The organism is Actinokineospora bangkokensis (assembly GCF_001940455.1).
In the GTDB taxonomy this organism is placed as follows: Bacteria; Actinomycetota; Actinomycetes; order Mycobacteriales; family Pseudonocardiaceae; genus Actinokineospora; species Actinokineospora bangkokensis.
Map to the genome: position 1 here is coordinate 145,266 of NZ_MKQR01000009.1, position 16,389 is coordinate 161,654.

The 16,389-nt window shown below is 74.4% G+C and carries 14 protein-coding genes; 8 read left to right on the forward strand and 6 right to left on the reverse strand.

Annotated features, from left to right (window positions below):
• Positions 1–53: 53 nt before the first annotated feature.
• A complete protein-coding gene (gene lysS, locus BJP25_RS09200; RefSeq protein WP_233157977.1) occupies positions 54–1,673 on the forward strand; it encodes a lysine--tRNA ligase in 1,620 nt (539 codons plus the stop codon).
• A gap of 66 nt (positions 1,674–1,739) precedes the next feature.
• On the opposite strand, the gene BJP25_RS09205 is transcribed toward lysS, so the two are convergent.
• Positions 1,740–2,618, reverse strand: coding sequence for an ArgP/LysG family DNA-binding transcriptional regulator (locus BJP25_RS09205; protein ID WP_143218996.1), 879 nt, complete (start codon positions 2,616–2,618; stop codon positions 1,740–1,742).
• Between the two features lie 69 nt (positions 2,619–2,687).
• Between BJP25_RS09205 and BJP25_RS09210 the strand changes: the two genes are divergently transcribed.
• Entirely contained in the window at positions 2,688–3,272 is a 585-nt protein-coding gene (locus tag BJP25_RS09210; protein WP_075974424.1) for a LysE/ArgO family amino acid transporter, read from the forward strand.
• On the opposite strand, the gene BJP25_RS09215 is transcribed toward BJP25_RS09210, so the two are convergent.
• Positions 3,273–4,709 (reverse strand): MFS transporter, encoded by a 1,437-nt coding sequence (locus BJP25_RS09215; protein WP_075974425.1) that lies wholly within the window; start codon positions 4,707–4,709, stop codon positions 3,273–3,275.
• Between the two features lie 245 nt (positions 4,710–4,954).
• Here BJP25_RS09215 and BJP25_RS09220 point away from each other — a divergent pair, with 245 nt between their 5' ends.
• Positions 4,955–5,149, forward strand: a complete 195-nt coding sequence (locus BJP25_RS09220) for a ferredoxin (RefSeq protein ID WP_075974426.1) — start codon at positions 4,955–4,957, stop codon at positions 5,147–5,149.
• 43 nt (positions 5,150–5,192) lie between these two features.
• Positions 5,193–6,404, forward strand: a complete 1,212-nt coding sequence (locus tag BJP25_RS09225) for a cytochrome P450 (protein WP_075974427.1) — start codon at positions 5,193–5,195, stop codon at positions 6,402–6,404.
• A gap of 54 nt (positions 6,405–6,458) precedes the next feature.
• On the opposite strand, the gene BJP25_RS09230 is transcribed toward BJP25_RS09225, so the two are convergent.
• Both BJP25_RS09230 and BJP25_RS09235 read right to left on the reverse strand, forming a co-directional pair.
• Positions 6,459–7,109, reverse strand: coding sequence for a response regulator (locus BJP25_RS09230; protein WP_198943403.1), 651 nt, complete (start codon positions 7,107–7,109; stop codon positions 6,459–6,461).
• Positions 7,106–8,254, reverse strand: a complete 1,149-nt coding sequence (locus BJP25_RS09235; RefSeq protein ID WP_075974428.1) for a sensor histidine kinase — start codon at positions 8,252–8,254, stop codon at positions 7,106–7,108. Before BJP25_RS09235 ends, BJP25_RS09230 begins: the two co-directional genes overlap by 4 nt.
• A gap of 162 nt (positions 8,255–8,416) precedes the next feature.
• On the opposite strand from BJP25_RS09235, the gene BJP25_RS09240 reads away from it, so the two are divergent.
• Positions 8,417–9,181 (forward strand): ABC transporter ATP-binding protein, encoded by a 765-nt coding sequence (locus BJP25_RS09240; RefSeq protein WP_075974429.1) that lies wholly within the window; start codon positions 8,417–8,419, stop codon positions 9,179–9,181.
• Complete coding sequence (locus BJP25_RS09245) at positions 9,181–11,625, forward strand: ABC transporter permease (RefSeq protein WP_075974430.1); 2,445 nt, start codon at positions 9,181–9,183, stop codon at positions 11,623–11,625. The genes BJP25_RS09240 and BJP25_RS09245 overlap by 1 nt, the downstream gene beginning before the upstream one ends.
• A gap of 34 nt (positions 11,626–11,659) precedes the next feature.
• On the opposite strand, the gene BJP25_RS09250 is transcribed toward BJP25_RS09245, so the two are convergent.
• A complete protein-coding gene (locus BJP25_RS09250) occupies positions 11,660–12,262 on the reverse strand; it encodes a TetR/AcrR family transcriptional regulator (protein ID WP_075974431.1) in 603 nt (200 codons plus the stop codon).
• A gap of 101 nt (positions 12,263–12,363) precedes the next feature.
• Between BJP25_RS09250 and BJP25_RS09255 the strand changes: the two genes are divergently transcribed.
• On the forward strand, positions 12,364–12,999 hold the full coding sequence (locus BJP25_RS09255; protein ID WP_075974432.1) for a DUF998 domain-containing protein: 636 nt from the start codon (positions 12,364–12,366) through the stop codon (positions 12,997–12,999).
• A 122-nt stretch (positions 13,000–13,121) separates the two neighbouring features.
• A complete protein-coding gene (locus BJP25_RS09260) occupies positions 13,122–13,535 on the forward strand; it encodes an ATP-binding protein (RefSeq protein WP_075974433.1) in 414 nt (137 codons plus the stop codon).
• Positions 13,536–13,600: 65 nt separating this feature from the next.
• Here the strand turns inward: BJP25_RS09260 and BJP25_RS09265 are convergent, their stop codons facing one another.
• Positions 13,601–16,384: an AbfB domain-containing protein gene (locus BJP25_RS09265; RefSeq protein WP_084793885.1), complete on the reverse strand. Its 2,784-nt coding sequence runs from the start codon at positions 16,382–16,384 to the stop codon at positions 13,601–13,603.
• Positions 16,385–16,389: the final 5 nt, after the last annotated feature.

Genomic DNA, 16,389 nt, shown 5'->3' on the forward strand with positions numbered 1-16,389 from the left:
TGCGGAGTTAGGGAGTTGGTCGGCCAGTGGATCAGGCGGTAGAGGCGGATTGGGTGTCCCGGTTCGCCGACGAGGTTGTCGAGGCCGCGCGGCGGCGGGGGGCCGAGCGGGTCGTCTGCGCCTCCGGGCTGAGCCCGTCCGGGCCGGTGCACCTGGGCAACCTGCGCGAGGTCATGACCCCGCACCTGGTGGCCGACGAGATCGCCCGCCGCGGCGTGCCGGTCGAGCACCTGATCTCCTGGGACGACTTCGACCGCTACCGCAGGGTGCCCGCGGGCGTCGACCCGTCCTGGGCCGAGCACATCGGCAAGCCGCTGACCGCCGTCCCCGCGCCGCCGGGCAGCCGGTACGACAACTGGGCCGACCACTTCCGCGCGCCCATGGTGGCCGCGCTGGAGCAGCTGGGGGTGCCGTTCCGCGGCATCAGCCAGACCGGGATGTACCGGTCGGGCGCCTACCGCGACCAGGTGCTGCTGGCCATGCGCCGCCGCAAGGACATCGACGCCATCCTGGCCAAGCACCGCACCAAGAAGCCGGTGGACGACCCGGACGGGTCCTCCGCGGGCGCGGCGGGCGCGGAGTACTACCCGTACAAGCCGTACTGCACCGCGTGCGGCCGCGACCTGACCACCATCACCTCCTACGACGACGAGACCACCCGGCTGAGCTACACCTGCGAGTGCGGCCACGCCGAGGAGGTGCTGCTGTCGGAGTTCACCAGCGGCAAGCTGGTGTGGAAGGTCGACTGGCCGATGCGCTGGGCCTACGAGGGGGTGCACTTCGAGCCGTCCGGGGTGGACCACTCCTCGCCCGGCTCGTCGTTCGAGGTGGGCGGGCGCCTGGTCGGGGAGATCTTCGGCGGTGAGCAGCCGATCGGGCCGATGTACGCCTTCGTCGGGATCACCGGCATGGCCAAGATGAGCAGCTCGGCGGGCGCCGTGCCGACCCCCGGCGACGCCCTGTCCATCATGGAGCCCGCGGTGCTGCGCTGGCTCTACGCCCGGCGCAAGCCCAACCAGTCCTTCAAGATCGCCTTCGACCAGGAGATCCACCGGCTCTACGACGAGTGGGACAGCCTCACCGCGCGCGTCGCCGCGGGCACCGCCACCGCGGGCGACCGGTCCGCGCACGCCCGCTCGGCGCGCACCGCCGAGCGGGAGCTGCCCGACACCGAGCGCCACCTGGCCTACCGCACGCTGGCCTCGGTCGTCGACATCACCACCGGCGACCCCGAGCAGACCCTGCGCATCCTGCGCGGCGTGGACACCGACCTGGTCGACCTCGACCAGGTGCGCCCCCGGTTGGACCTGGCCGCCACCTGGGTCGAGCAGTACATGCCCGCCGACCAGCACACCGCCGTGCGCGCCGAGCCCGACCGCGAGCTGCTGGCCGGGATGGACGACGAGCAGCGCAAGATGGTGGGCCTGTTCCTCGACGAGCTGAGCCGGGACTGGACCCTCGACGGCCTGACCGACCTGGTCTACGGGGTCCCCAAGGACATGCTGGGCCTGCCGCGCGACCTCAAGAAGCCCACGCCGGAGCTCAAGGCGGCGCAGCGCTCGTTCTTCGTGCTGCTCTACCAGCTGCTCATCGGCCGCGACACCGGTCCGCGCCTGCCCACGCTGCTGCTGGCGGTGGGGGAGGACCGCGTCCGCGCGCTCCTGGACGCCTGACACCGCGCACCCCGCCCCCGCTCCGGACCCCGGAGCGGGGGCGGCGGTGTGTTCAGGGCGGTGTGATCAGGCCCGCGCGGGGTCCCAGTGCAGTTCCGCGCGCGCTGCCGAGGTGACGGCGGCGGCCACCGCGGACAGCGTCGGGGAGTCGAGCTTCCACTGCTGCCAGTGCAGCGGGACGTCGACGGGGTGGTCGGGCGCCAGCAGCACGAGGTCGGGGTAGCGCCGGACCTGGTGCTCGGTGAGCATCGCCCAGCCCAACCCGGCCGACACCGCCTCCTCGAACGCGTGGCTGTCGGCGACGAAGTGGCGGTGGTCGGAGGCGGGCTTGCCGGTGCGGGCGCGGCAGAACGCGTCCTGCAACCGGTCCTTCTCGTCGAAGGCGACGACCGGTGCCGCGGCCAGTCCGTCCACCTCGGACAGCCTGCGGGCGGCGAAGGACGCCGTGGCGGCGGCGTGGTAGCGCATGCTGCCCAGCGGGGTCGAGCGGCAGCCCTGCACGACCGTGGGGTCGGTGTTCACCGCGGCGATGACCTGCCCGCGGCGCAACCAGTCCGCGGTGTGGCCCTCGTCGTCGCGGTGCACGGTCAGCACCACGCCGTCGGTGCCCGCCAGGGCCGCGATCGCCCGGCGGAACCAGGTCGACAGCGAGTCGGCGTTGACCGCCACGGCGATCCTGGCCGGTTCGTCGAGCAGCCCGAGCGCGACGCGGGTGTCGTGGTCCAGCAGGGCCTGCGCCCGCCCGTGCCGGGCGACCACCTCGCCGGGCTCGGTGAGCCGGGCGGGCTTGCCGCGCACCAGCAGCACCCGGCCCGTGCGCTGCTCCAGCTGCTTGATGCGCTGGCTGACCGCGGACGGGGTGACGTGCAGGGCCTTCGCCGCGGCGTCGAGGGTGCCCTCGTCCACCACGGCCAGGAGCGTGCGCACGCACTCGGGGTCGAGCATCACGGCTGCTGACGATACTGAAGAAACTTGAGCTGGTGTTACCCTTTGCGCGTCCTTAACGTCGTCGCCGTGCTCAACGCAGTGCTCGCCGGGCTCGGCACCGGACTCTCGCTCATCGTCGTCATCGGCGCCCAGAACGCCCTGGTCCTGCGGCAGGGGGTGCTGCGCCAGCGGGTGCCGGTGGTCGTGGCCATCTGCGCGGCCTCGGACGCGCTGCTCATCGCCCTCGGCGTGGGCGGGGTCGGGTCGGCGCTCATGGCCTGGCCGGTGGTGCTGGAGGTCGTGCGCTGGGTGGGCGCCGCGTTCCTCATCGGGTACGGGGTGCTGGCGGTCCGGCGCGCGGTGCGCCCCGCCGCGCTGGTGGTGGGCGCTGGCTCGGCCGGGGTGGTCGCGACCTGCCTGGCGCTCACCTGGCTGAACCCGCACGTCTACCTGGACACCGTGCTGCTGCTCGGCACGGCGTCGACGGGGTTCGGCGACCAGCGGTGGTGGTTCGGCGCCGGTGCCGTGCTCGCCAGCGCGGCCTGGTTCAGCGCGCTCGGCTTCGGCGCCCGCGGGTTGTCCGGGGTGCTCGCCAAGCCCACCGCGTGGCGGGTGGTCGACCTGGGGGTGGCCGCCGTGGTGACGGCCACCGGGGTGTCGCTGGTGCTGTGATCAGGCGGTGGCGGGCTCGGCCAGTTGCTCCGCGGGCTTGACCGAGGGGGAGCGCGGGATCAGCAGCGCGATGGCGGCGGCGAGCACCGCGGCGCCCGAGCCCATCGCCAGCACCACCCGCAGGCCCGCCTGGGACGGCAGGTCCACCGGGCCCAGGGACACCGTCATGCCCGCCAGCACCGCGCCCGCCACCGCGCTGCTCACCGAGGAGCCGATGGAGCGCATGAGCGCGTTGAAGCTGTTGGCCGCCGCGGTCTCCGACACCGGCACCGCGCCCATCACCAGGGCGGGGATGGCGCCGTAGCCCAGCCCGATGCCCGCGCCGATCACCGACGACACCAGGACCAGGTGCCACACCTGGGACATGAGCACGATGCCGAGCGCGTAGCCCACCGCGACGACCACCGCGCCCGCGGCGAGGGTCACCCGCGGCCCGGCCGCGCGCGAGAGGCGGGCGGTCAGCGGGGACATGGCCATCATGACCAACCCGGACGGCGCCATGGCCAGGCCGACGACCACCAGCGACTGCCCGAGGCCGTAGCCGGTCGCGGTGGGCACCTGGAGGACCTGCGGCAGCACCAGCGACTGGGCGAACATGGCGAAGCCGAACACCACCGAGGCGGTGTTGGTCAGCAGCACCTGGCGGCGCGCCGAGGTGCGCAGGTCGACCAGCGGCGCGGGCGTGCGCAGTTCCCACCAGCCCCACGCGACCAGCACCAGCGCCGCGCCGCCGTAGAGCGCGGCGTTCGTCGCCGCGCCCCACTGCGACCCCTTGGAGATCGCCAGCAGCAGCATGATCAGCGCCGCGGACAGCCCGAGGGCGCCGAGCAGGTCGAACCGGCCGCCGCCGCGCACCGGCGACTCCGGCACCAGCACCACGACCAGCACCAGGCAGACGGCGCCGAGGGCGGAGGCGAGCCAGAACAGCGCGTGCCAGTCCAGGTGGTCGACCAGCAGCGCCGAGGCGGGCAGCCCGAGCGCGCCGCCGACGCCCAGCGACGCGCTCATCAGGGCGATGGCCGAGCCCAGCCGCTCGGCGGGCAGTTCGTCGCGCATGATGCTGATGCCCAGCGGGATGACCCCGGAGGCCGCGCCCTGGAGCACCCTGGCCACGACCATCGGGCCCAGCGTGGAGCTCAGCGCCGCCAGCACCGACCCCGCGACCAGCACCACCAGGCTCACCAGCAGCATCCGGCGCTTGCCGTACATGTCCCCGAGGCGCCCCACGGTCGGCGTGGCCACGGCTGCGGCCAGCAGGGTCGCGGTGATGGCCCACGCGGTGTCGCCCGGGTCCGCGGACAGCAGCTCGGGCAGGCGCGGGACCAGCGGGATCACCACGGTCTGCATGAGCGAGACGGTGATGCCGCCGAACGCCAGCACCGCGACGACCGCGGCGGGGTTGGTGACCCGGGTGGTGGGGGAGTGCCCAGCGGGCATCGTCGAGCCTTCCGCAGTAGGGACCCCGGGACGGGGGCGAGCGGGCCGCGCACCGGCGGCCCGGGGGCGGAGCGTACCGGGTGCGGGGTATCTAAGTCAGCTGCTTGACTTACTTCGACCCGGTCTGTTGACTTTCCGTATCAGGGCCGACACGCAAGCAGAACCAGGGGACGCCCTGCGGCCAGCAGGGCGACAACGCCGCCGCGGGCAGCGGACAGGCCCCACCACCGATCGGAGATGACACCGTGAAGGTCACCGTCGACCAGGACAAGTGCTGCGGCGCGGGGTCCTGCGTGCTCGCCGCGCCCGACGTGTTCGACCAGCGCGACGAGGACGGCATCGTCGTGCTGCTCGACGAGACCCCCGGCACCGCGCTGCACGAGGCGGTGCGCGAGGCCGCCGAGGTGTGCCCGGCGGGGGCCATCGAGGTGCACGGGTAGGCCGCGCGCACCGCCCCGACCCAGCCCGAGGAGAGAAGGTCAGATGACGTCCACGGCCGACCCGTCGCAGCAGGTCCCCGACTACCCGATGCCGCGCGCCGCGGGCTGCCCGTTCGACCCGCCGCCCCCGCTGCGCGAGCTCCAGCGCGACCGACCGGTGAGCCGGGTGCGGATCTGGGACGGCAGCACCCCGTGGCTGGTCACCCGCCACGCCGACCAGCGCGCCGTGCTGCGCGACCCGCGGGTCAGCGCGGACATGACCCACCCGGACTACCCCGGCCAGGCGCCGGGCCGGGGCAAGTCGCTCAGCTTCATCGGCATGGACGACCCCGAGCACGCGCGGCTGCGCCGGATGGTGGGCTCGGCGTTCGCGATCAAGAACGTCGAGGCGATGCGCCCCGCGGTGCAGCGCGTCGTCGACGGGCTGCTCGACGAGCTGGCCGCCGGGCCGAACCCGGTGGACCTGGTGCGCGCCTTCGCGCTGCCGATGCCGTCGCTGGTGATCTGCGACCTGCTCGGCGTGCCCTACGACGACCACGACTTCTTCCAGGACAACACCCGCGTCCTGATCAACCGCGGGTCCACCCCGGACGAGCGCACGGCCGCGATGGGCAACCTCGGCCGGTACCTGCGCGGGCTCGTGGAGGCCAAGGTCGACCACCCGCGCGACGACCTGCTGTCCGCGTTGGGCAAGCGGGTGCCCGCGGGGGAGCTGTCGGTCGACGAGGTCACCGACATGGCCGTGCTGCTGCTCATCGCCGGGCACGAGACCACCGCGAACATGATCGGCCTGAGCACGCTCCTGCTGCTGCGCAACCCCGGGCAGCTGGCCCTGCTGCGCGACTCCGACGACCCCGGGGTGGCCCGGCGGGCGGTGGACGAGATGCTGCGCTACCTCACCATCACCCACGGCGGGCGCAGGCGCCTGGCCCTGGCGGACCTCGAGGTCGGCGGGCAGCTGATCAAGGCGGGCGAGGGCATCGTCCTGCCCAACGAGATCGGCAACCGCGACCCGGAGGCGTTCCCCGACCCCGACCGGGTCGACATCACCCGCCCCGCCCGCCACCACCTGGCCTTCGGCTTCGGCGTGCACCAGTGCCTCGGGCAGCCGCTGGCCCGGCTGGAGCTGGAGGTGGTCTACCGCTCCCTCTTCCGCCGCTTCCCGACCCTGGCGCTGGCCGCGGACTTCGACGAGGTGCCGTTCAAGCACGACGGGTTCGTCTACGGCGTCTACGAGCTGCCGGTGACCTGGTAGCCCGGACTCCGGTGGTGCGCCCCGGCTGGTCGGGCTCGTGCGCGCACGCGCGGGTCAGCCGGGGGTGCACAACCCCGTCCGCCACGCCCAGGCCGCCACCTCCACCCGGTTGCGCACGCCGAGCTTGCGCTGGACGTTGCCCAGGTGCGTCTTCACCGTGGCGAGGGTGACGAACAGGGACCGGGCGACCTCGTCGTTCGTCTTGCCCTCGGCCACCAGCCGGGTCACCGCGATCTCCCGCTCGGTCAGCGGCTCGACCAGCCGCGGCGCCTCGGCGCGGGCGGGGGCGAGGTGGCGCAGCAGGCGCACGGTGATCGACGGGGAGATCAGGCTGGTGCCCGTCGCCGCCGCGCGCACCGCCTCGACGAGCAGGTTCGGCGAGGAGTCCTTGAGCAGGAAGCCGCAGGCGCCGTTGTGCAGCGCGCGGTGGACGTACTCGTCGAGGTCGAACGTGGTCGCGATGAGCACGTTGCGCGGGTCGGCCACCTCCGGCCCGGCCAGCAGCCGGGTGGCCTCCAGGCCGTCGAGCACCGGCATCCGGATGTCGAGCAGGCACACGTCCGGGCGCAGCCGCCGGGCCTCGTCGACCGCGGCCCGGCCGTCCGCGACGACGGCCACCACCTCCAGGTCCGGCTGGGTGTCGAGGATCATCCGGAACGCCGAGCGCACCATCTCCTGGTCGTCGGCGATGAGCACGGTCGTCACGCGGGCAGCACCGCCGCCACGCGCCAGCCGGACCCGGTGGGGCCCGCGGTGAGCGTGCCGCCGACCGCCCCGACCCGCTCGGTGAGGCCCACCAGGCCGTGCCCGCCCGCGGAGGCGGGTCCGGCCGCGGACCCGTCGTCGGTCACGGTGACCTCCACGCGGTCGCCGGGGCGCAGGTGCGCGCCGATCTCCACCTGGCTGACGCCGGTCGCGTGGCGCAGCACGTTCGTCAGCGACTCCTGCACCACGTGGTGCGCGGCGTCCAGCGTGCCGGGCGGCAGCGGCCGGTCCGCGACGCCCGCGCCCAGGCGCGCCACGGCCCGCGGGCCCGCGGGCGCAAAGCCCTCGACGGCCGCCGCGACGACCTCGCCCAGGGTGCGGTGCCGGGGGGTGGCCGCCCGGTGGTCGTCGCGCAGCACGGCCACCATGTTCCGCATCGACACCAGGGCGCGGGACCCGGCGTCCTCGATGGCCGCGAGCATCCCGTCCAGCTGCTCCGGCGACGGCGGCGCCCCCTGCGCCGCGGCGAAGCGCACCGCCTTGGCCTGGGTGACGATCGCGGTGACGTGGTGGGCGACGAAGTCGTGCAGGTCCCTGGCGTGGTCGAGGCGCTGGTTCTGCCTGGCCAGGTCGTCGGCGTCGGCGCGGTGGCGCTCGCGCAGCCGCAGCTGCGAGCCGATGAGCAGCAGGAACCCCGCCCCGGCCACGAGCGCGGCGCCGAGGAGCGCCATGAGCGACTCGTCCTCCCCGGTCAGCCGCAGCGGTTGCAGCCCGAGGGCGAAGGCCAGCAGCAGCGCGGCCGGGACCGCCCGGCGCGGCCGGTGCTGCACGACGACCTGCACCACCACCCAGCCGATGCCCGCCGCCTCGACGAGCCCGAAGGTGTTCTCCGACCCGCCCTCCAGGAGCACGCACGCCGCCGTCAACCCGACCGAGAGCACCCCGAGGAGCACGACGCTGCCGACGGTCATCTCCCCGCGCAGCAGCAGCGCCACCGGCAGCAGCGCGCACACCAGGTACCCGACCTTGGTCTGCACCACCCCCGCGGTCTGCGCCTCGACCAGGGCCACGAACGCCGCGGCGAGGACGAGCGCCCCCACCAGCACGCGCTGCGGCACGCTCAGCCGCGCGATCATCCCGACCATGCGGCCACGCTACGACAGCGCCGCCCGCGCGGCCTCAACCTTTCGGTTGAGACCGGGCCCAGGCCGCTCGACCGCGCGGTCGATCCGCCGCACCCCGCACCCGCAGCACGATCGTCCCCAGCACCGGGACGCGGTGCGGACGCGACGATCGGGGAGCGGGAGATGGCAGGGGAGACGGGGACGCCGGGCGCTGTGGTGGCCGAGGCGGTGGGGTTGGGGAAGGTGCACGGCAGCGGGTCGGCCGCCGTGGTCGCGCTCGACGGGGTGTCGGCCCGGTTCCGCCGCGGGGAGTTCACCGCGGTGATGGGGCCGTCCGGGTCGGGCAAGTCCACGCTGCTGCACTGCCTGGCGGGGCTGGACACCCCGTCGTCGGGCAGCGCCCGCGTCGGCGGGGTGGACCTGGGGTCGCTGGACGACGACGGGCTGACCGCGCTGCGGCGCGAGCGGATCGGGTTCGTGTTCCAGTCGTTCAACCTGCTGCCGACGCTCACCGCGGCGGAGAACATCCTGCTGCCGCTGTCGTTGGGGCGCAAGCGCCCCGACCGGGCGTGGGTCGACCGGGTCGTCGAGGTCATGGGGTTGGGCGACCGGCTGGACCACCGGCCCGCCGAGCTCTCCGGCGGCCAGCAGCAGCGGGTGGCGTGCGCGCGGGCGGTCGTGACCCGCCCGGACATCGTGGTGGCCGACGAGCCCACCGGGAACCTGGACTCGCGCTCGGGCGCGCGGGTGCTGGCCCTGCTCGCCGAGTGCAGCAGGCAGTGGGGCCAGGCCGTGCTCATGGTGACCCACGACCCGGCCGCCGCCGCGTACGCCGACCGGGTGCTGTTCCTGGCGGACGGGCGGGTGGTCGACGAGATGCCCTACCCCACCGCGGACAGCGTGCTCGACCGCATGCGCCGCTTCGACGACGAGCAGGTGCGCGGCTGATGGCGAGCTTGACCGTGAACTCGCTGCGCGCCGGTGGCACCCGGCTCGTGCTGCCCTTCCTCGGCGTCGTCCTCGGTGTCGGGCTCGTGGTCGCGGCCCTGCTCTACGGGCAGGCCGTGCGCGAGACCGCCGAGGGCCTGCGCGCCACCGCCCCGCCCGACGTCGCGGTGCGGATCAGCCCGCTGCGGGTCGACACACCCGTCACCGACGACCTCGTGCGCGCGGTGGGCGGGGTTCCCGGGGTGGCGGCGGCGCGCCCGATCTCCGAGGGGCGCGCGTTCGTCGTCGACCGCGAGGGCGACCTCGTCGGCCCGCCCGGGTACGCGGGCGGGGTCACCTTCACCGGCGCCGTCGACACCCTCACCGCGGGCCGGGCGCCCGAGCGCGCCGGGGAGGTGGCGCTGGACCGCAACACCGCCGAGCGCACCGGGTACCGCGTGGGGGAGCGCGTGCGCGTGGTCGTGGCCGGGGAGGCGCGCGAACTGGCCGTCGTCGGTGAGTTCACCGCCGTCGACGCGCGCATCACCGCGGGCGGCACGATGACCGCCTTCGACGGGGCGACCGCCCGTGCGCTGTTCGGGCCCGCGCCCGACTCCTACACCGCCGTCGACGTGGTCGCCGCCCCGGGCGCGGGCGACCTCCGGGCGGCGCTGCGCGAGGTCGTGCCCGACGACCTGGAGGTGCTCAGCGGCGCCGACCTCGACGGGTCCCTGTCCTCTTCGGACAAGGTGACCACGATCCTGCTGGCGTTCGCCGGGCTGGCGCTGTTCATCGCCGCCTTCCTCGTGGGCAACACCTTCACGATGCTCACCGCCGCCCGCGCCCGCGAGCACGCGCTGCTGCGCACCGTGGGCGCGTCCCGCAGGACGGTGCTGCGCTCGGTGCTGGCGGAGGCGGTGGTGGCGGGCTTGGCCGCCACCGTCCCCGGCTACGCCCTCGGCGTCCTGGGCGCCGTGGCGATGGGCAGGTTGTTCGAGGTGACGGACGGGCCGACGCCGGACGTGCCCGTGTTCACCCCCACGGCGGCGCTGGCCGCGGTGGGGGTGGGCATCGCCGTGACGGTGGTGGCGGCGTGGGTGCCCGCCCGGCGGGCCGCCACCGTGCCGCCGATCGCCGCCCTGCGCGCGGAACTGCCGCCGGACCGGCGTTCGCTGCGCCGCCGCACGGCCGCGGGCGTCGTCGTGACCGGGCTGGGCGCGGCCGTGGTGGCGGCGTCGACGCAGTCCTACGAGCTGATGTACCTGGGGGCACCCGTCCTGCTGATCGGGCTGGTCGTGCTGACGCCGTGGTTGGGCACGAAGCTCACCGCGCTGCTGCGGCGGCCGCTGGGCGGGGTCGCGGGCGTGCTCGGCACCATCGCGGTGGAGAACACCCGCCGCAACCCGCGCCGCACGGCGGCCACCGCGGGCGCGCTGATGATCGGCCTCGCCTCCTGCGCGGCCGTCACCGTGCCGATCGCCTCCGTGGCCGAGTCGGACCGGGCGCGGGTGGCGCTGGGCGACCGCGCGGACCTGCGGGTGGAGGCGCTGCCCTTCGCCGAGCTGGGGCAGGGCATGGTCGAGCAGGTCCGGCGCGTGCCCGGGGTGCGCGCGGTGACCCAGGTGACCACCGGGTACGTGCGGGTGGGGGAGTCGGCGCTCGACATCGCCTCCGTGGACCCGCGCGGGGTCGGGGCCTTGGTGCCGATGGCCGTGGTGTCCGGGTCGCTGGACGACCTCGACGGTGCGATCGCCGTGGCCTCGCCCCAGGCCCGCGCGCACGGGTGGTCGGTGGGCTCGCGGGTGAGCGGGTCGCTGGCGGGCTCCGGCGAGCCCGTGCGGCTGCGCGTGGCGGCAGTGGTGGACATGCCCGAGGGCTTCGACCACGACGCGGTGGTGGGCGGCACGGGGTTCGGGGGAGCCGCGTTCGACGACCACCCGGACACCATCCTGATCGGAGTGGACCGCGACAGGCTGGCGGCGGTCCAGGCGGGCGTGCGCGCCGCGCTGGGCAACCCCACGGCCGTGGTGATGACCCGCGAGGAGTACCAGGAGCAGGCGGTGGCGCCGCTGATGCTGGTGCTGAACATCCTCTACGCGCTGCTGAGCGTGTCCGTCCTCATCGGCGCGCTGGCCGTGTTCACCACGATGGCGATGTCCACCCTGGAGCGGACGCGGGAGATCGGGCTGCTGCGCGCGGTGGGGTTGAGCCGCCGGGGCGTCGGCGCGGTGCTGTGGTTGGAGGCGGTGCTGGTCTCGCTGCTCGGCGCCGCGATCGGCTTGGTGGCCGGGTGCGCGATCGGCGCGGCGGCGGTCGTGGGGCAGGACAGCGTGGCCGTGGTCGTGCCCTGGGGCCGGATGGCGGTGTTCGTCGCGGTGACGGTGCTGATCGGCGTGCTCGCCCCGCTGCTGCCCGCCCGCCGCGCGACCCGCACCCCGGTGCTGTCGGCGCTGGCGTCGGGGTGATCGCCGCCGCCTACCGCCCCTGGCCTGGAGCGGGTCAGGGGCGGTAGGCGCGCAGGAACGCCTCCGCGCCCGCCCGCGCCCGGCCCGGCTGCGGCGGCTCGTCGGTGAACAGGGCCCGGTCGAGGGAGGCGCCGAGCACCAGGAACGCGAAGTGCTCGGCGGCGAGGTCGGGATCGGGGGCGGCGAGCAGGCCGCGGCCGTGGTAGTCCCGGAACGCCGCCGACAGCGTCGTCATGACGCGGCCGGGGCCGCGTTCGTAGTACTCCCGGGCCAGGTCGGGGAAGCGGCCCGCCTCGGCGATGAGCAGCCTGCGCAACCGCAGCACGCGCGGCGCGTGCACCACCGCGGCCAACCGCTCCGCGAGGTCGAGCAGCGTCTCGGGCGTGTCGGCCAGCTCCCGCGTCGCCGCCCCCGCGAACGCCGCCGCGGTGCCCAGCACCTCGGCCACCACGTCGCGGAACAGCTGCTCCTTGCCCCCCACGACGTTGTAGATCGTCCGCTTGGACACCCGCGCCTCGGCCGCGATCTCGTCCACGTTGGCCGCCAGGTAGCCCACGCGCAGGAAGTGCTCGGCCGCCGCCGCGGTGATCACCGCCCGGGACCGGGCCACGCGCGGGTCGGTCGAGGATGCGGGCACACCGCACCCTACCGCCCCCCGCCCGAGGTGCTGCACTCACCGGTTTACTATTGCCCTCCTCAGTGCAAAACTTCCCCTCACCTGCGAAGAAGGAGAGCGCCATGGCGTCTCGACCCGGTTTCGACGGCGCCGCGGCCGTCACGAGGTCCCTGCTCGGCTGGGGCGTCGTGGCGCCCGTCTTCTACCTGGTCTTCGGGTTGGTCCTCGCCCTCACCCGCCCCGGCTTCGACCTGTCGAAGCACGCCCTGAGCCTGCTGACCTTGGGCGACGGCGGCTGGTTGCAGATCCTCAACTTCGTCCTGACCGGGCTCATGGTGCTCGCGGCCGCGTACGGCTTCTGGCGGGCGCTGCCCCGGCGCGCCACCGGCGCCCTGCTCGCGGTGTACGGGGTGTGCTTGGTGCTGAGCGGGGTGTTCCGGCCCGATCCCGTGGGCGGGTTCCCGCCCGGCGCGCCGGAGGGGGCCTCCGCCAGCGGGGTGCTGCACCTGGCGTTCGGCGGGGTGGGGTTCCTGTGCTTGGCGGCTGCCTGCTTCACCGCCGCCGGGGTCGTGGGGGCGGCTTCCCGGGTGGCCGGGGTCGTCGTGCTGCTGGGGTTCGCCGGTGGCGCCGCCACCGGTGGGGCCCCGGTGGGGGTGCTGCTGCTGTGGGTGGCCGTGGTCGTGGGGTTGGGGTGGCTGGCGTTCGCCTCCGTCCGGGCGTACCGGCAGGTGCCGCACCCGGTCCTCGCCCGGCGGTGACCCCCCGGCAAGGCCTGGTCAGCGCGGGCGCGACCCCGTGGGGGCAGTGGGGTGCGGACGGACCCGGGTGACTTCACGAGGGGCAGGTGTGAAATCCGGGCGAAGTGGGTAACAGCACCTCGATGGGCACCTCCGGTCTCCACATCGTCGTGCGCGCCGACTCCGCCGAGCTGGGCGGGGTGCGCCGCGCTGTGTCCGCGTGGCTGCGCGATCGCGGCGCCCCCGCGGGCCTGACCAGCGACGTCCTGCTCACCGTCGACGAGGCCGTGGCCAACAGCGTCGAGCACGGCTACCGCGGTCTTGTCCCCGGTCCCGTCGTGGTCGACCTCGACCTCGACCACGACGGCCTGCTGGTCAGCATCAGCGACGAGGGGCGGTGGCGCCCCCCGGTGCACGACCCCGCGTCCTTCCGGGGGCGCGGGCTGGGCATCATGCGCACCCTCGCCACGGCCGTCGCGCTCGACACCGACTCCGGCACCACCGTCACCGCCCGGTTCGCCGTGGCCGCGCCCCAGTTGGTCGCTGTCCGGACCTGAGCCGACGACCAGCGCCCCGCACCGGTGTCCGGTGCGGGGCGCTGGGGTTCGGCGACGGGATCAGGTCACGGCGTCCAGGGGTTCACCACCGCCCAGCTGCTGTCGTCGCCCCACGAGGTCGCGGTGTCGTAGCGGTGGGCGCCCCCGTTCTGGGCCACCCACACCTCCTCCGCGTAGTGGCGCCAGCTGGCGAACAGCTCGTTGACCGAGGTGAGCCGCACGCTGCCCGCGGCTTGGCCGGGGGAGGCGCAGAAGGTGGCGTCCCGCGCGAACAGGTCGCCGCCGTCGTTGCCCGCCAGGCGCAGCCGGTAGTCGGCGTGCCGGAGGAACTGGCCGGGCAGGTTCCTGGCCTCGAAGGAGTAGCAGGAGCTGTCGGCCAGGCCGCGGCGGACGACGAAGGTCGCGTCGCCCTTGAGCAGCGCGTCGCTGCCCGCGGTCACCACGTCGGTGCGGGCCAGGCCCTCGCGGTGGCGCAGGAACCGGTCGGTGAAGCCCGGCGTGGTCACCTGGAACGACTTCGCCTGGCCCAGCGGCAGGTCCGCGGTGGAGCGCCAGTAGCCGGTCGCGACCGCCCAGGAGGCGTCCGCGGCGAAGCCGGTGGCGGTGTCCCACGGGTTGGGGCCACCGGGGGTCGCCACGTAGACGCCCTCGGCGTAGTGGCGGATGAAGGAGCCCGGCTTGTTCTTCGACTCCAGCGAGGTGCCGCCGCTGAGCCCCGCGCGGGGGCAGAACGTGGCGTCGCCCGCGAACAGCGCGGAGCCGTCGTTGGCCTCGTTGCGCACGCGCGCGTCCCGGTGGCGCAGGAAGCGGCCGGGGAAGTTGCGCGACTCGAACGACACGCACGCCGCGTCGGCCAGGCCGGGCCTGGTGAGGAACGTGGCGTCCTGCTTCAGCACGTCCGAACCGGCGTCGGTGACGACGTCGGTGCGCGCCAGGCCGTCCTGGTGCCGCACCGACCGGTCGGTGTACCCGGGCGTGGTCACCCGCAGCGACACCGGCTCGCCGCGCGGCACGTCGGTGCCGTTCGCCAGCGCCAGCACGCCCAGGTTGGCCGCCCGCACCCGCGACTCCGACATCTTCAGGACCTTGCGGTCGTAGGTGTAGAAGCCGTTGACCTCGTTCTCCACGTCGTAGGGCTCGGTGAAGACCGACGCGGACAGCCCCCGGGTCTGGACGTACCGCCCGACCTGCCCGGTGATGTCGACGTAGCGGTTGGTCAGCGTCGTCTCGTCGGGGAACAGCTCGCCGTAGGCGAAGCCGCGGCCGGGCTGCCACTCGTGGCCCTCGACGCGCCTGCCGAGCCCGCCGAACTCGCCCAGCACGGCCACCCGGGTCGCGGTGGGCGGGCGCGTGCCGGTCGAGATCTGGTAGGCGTGGTCGTCGACGACGTCGCCGTTGGCGGGCTCGGGGTCGGACAGGCAGCAGTTCGAGCCCGAGTCGTGGTTGATCAGCCGGGTGCTGTCGATCGAGCGCACCAGGTCGACGATGCGCCCGTTGTCGTACTCGCCCCAGCCCTCGTTGAACGGCACCCACTGCACGATCGAGGTGATGCCCTTGAGCTGGTCGACGATCCGGCGCAGTTCCGACTCGAAGTTGGCGTGGCTGGCCGCGGGGGTCTCGTCCACCGCGTCGAGCGCGGGCATGTCCTGCCACACCATCAGGCCCAGCTTGTCCGCCCAGTAGTACCAGCGGGCGGGCTCGACCTTGATGTGCTTGCGCACCATGTTGAAGCCCAGGCGCTTCTGCTGCTCCAGGTCGAAGCGCAGGGCGGCGTCGGTGGGCGCGGTGTAGATCCCGTCCGGCCAGTAGCCCTGGTCCAGGGTGCCGATCTGGAAGACGAACTTGCCGTTGAGCAGCGGGCGCAGCGCGCCGCCGACGACCGCCTTGCCCAGCGAGCGCATGCCTGCGTACCCGCCGACCTGGTCGCCGCCGCCGGAGCCGGTCAGGGTGACGCGCAGGTCGTAGAGGAACGGGTCGTCCGGCGACCACAGGCGGGCGTTCGGCACCGGCACGCGGAGCCGCGCGCCCACCGCGCCGGTGGCGGTGCCGACGATGCGACCGCCGGTCAGCACCTCCACCTTCGCCTGCTGCCCGGTGACCCCCGTGGCCTGCACCGCGACCTGCAACGCGCCCCCGGGCACGTCCGGGGTGGTGTCCAGGCGCGTGATGTGCGCGGGCGCCACCGGCTCCAACCACACCGTCTGCCAGATGCCCGACGCCGCGGTGTAGAAGATGCCGTCGGGGTTCTTGCGCTGCTTGCCGACCGGGTAGAGCTGTCCATCCACTGTTGACTTCACGCCGACGACGATCTCGTTGGTGGCGTTGCGCTTGAGCGCCGAGGTGATGTCGAAGGAGAACGCGTCGAACCCGCCGGTGTGCGCGCCGACGTCCTTGCCGTTGACCCAGACGCGGGTCTCCCAGGTGACGGCGCCGAAGTTGAGGACGACGTTCTTGCCGTTCCAGCCGCTGGGCAGGGTGAAGGTGCGGCGGTAGAACATGTTGTCCTCGTGCCGCTGCACGCCGGACAGGGCGGACTCGATCGGGTAGGGCACCAGGACGCCCTCACCCAGTGGCCTGCCGATCGGCGGGTTGGTGAGGTTGGCCGCGCCGGAGAACTCCCAGACGCCGTTGAGGTTCTGCCAGTCCGCGCGGGTCAGCTGCGGGCGCGGGTAGTCCGGCAGGGCGTTGGTGGGGCTGACCTGGCCCGTCCACGGGGTGCTCAGCGGCGGGGTCTTGGGCGCCCAGGTGACGCTGCCTGCCGGTGGCCGGGGGTCCTTGCCCTTCCCCTTGTCCCCCTTGGCCTGCGCGCCCGCGTCGGTGACGCCCAGGACGAGGGAGGTGGTGGCCATCAGCA

Bases quoted from the DNA above. Each gene is read 5' to 3' on its own strand.
- BJP25_RS09205 (WP_143218996.1), bottom strand. From the start codon at position 2,618: ATGCTCGACCCCGAGTGCGTGCGCACGCTCCTGGCCGTGGTGGACGAG.
- BJP25_RS09215 (WP_075974425.1), bottom strand. From the start codon at position 4,709: ATGCCCGCTGGGCACTCCCCCACCACCCGGGTCACCAACCCCGCCGCG.
- BJP25_RS09225 (WP_075974427.1), top strand. From the start codon at position 5,193: ATGACGTCCACGGCCGACCCGTCGCAGCAGGTCCCCGACTACCCGATG.
- BJP25_RS09235 (WP_075974428.1), bottom strand. From the start codon at position 8,254: ATGGTCGGGATGATCGCGCGGCTGAGCGTGCCGCAGCGCGTGCTGGTG.
- BJP25_RS09240 (WP_075974429.1), top strand. From the start codon at position 8,417: ATGGCAGGGGAGACGGGGACGCCGGGCGCTGTGGTGGCCGAGGCGGTG.
- BJP25_RS09245 (WP_075974430.1), top strand. From the start codon at position 9,181: ATGGCGAGCTTGACCGTGAACTCGCTGCGCGCCGGTGGCACCCGGCTC.
- BJP25_RS09255 (WP_075974432.1), top strand. From the start codon at position 12,364: ATGGCGTCTCGACCCGGTTTCGACGGCGCCGCGGCCGTCACGAGGTCC.
- BJP25_RS09260 (WP_075974433.1), top strand. From the start codon at position 13,122: ATGGGCACCTCCGGTCTCCACATCGTCGTGCGCGCCGACTCCGCCGAG.
- BJP25_RS09265 (WP_084793885.1), bottom strand. From the start codon at position 16,384: ATGGCCACCACCTCCCTCGTCCTGGGCGTCACCGACGCGGGCGCGCAG.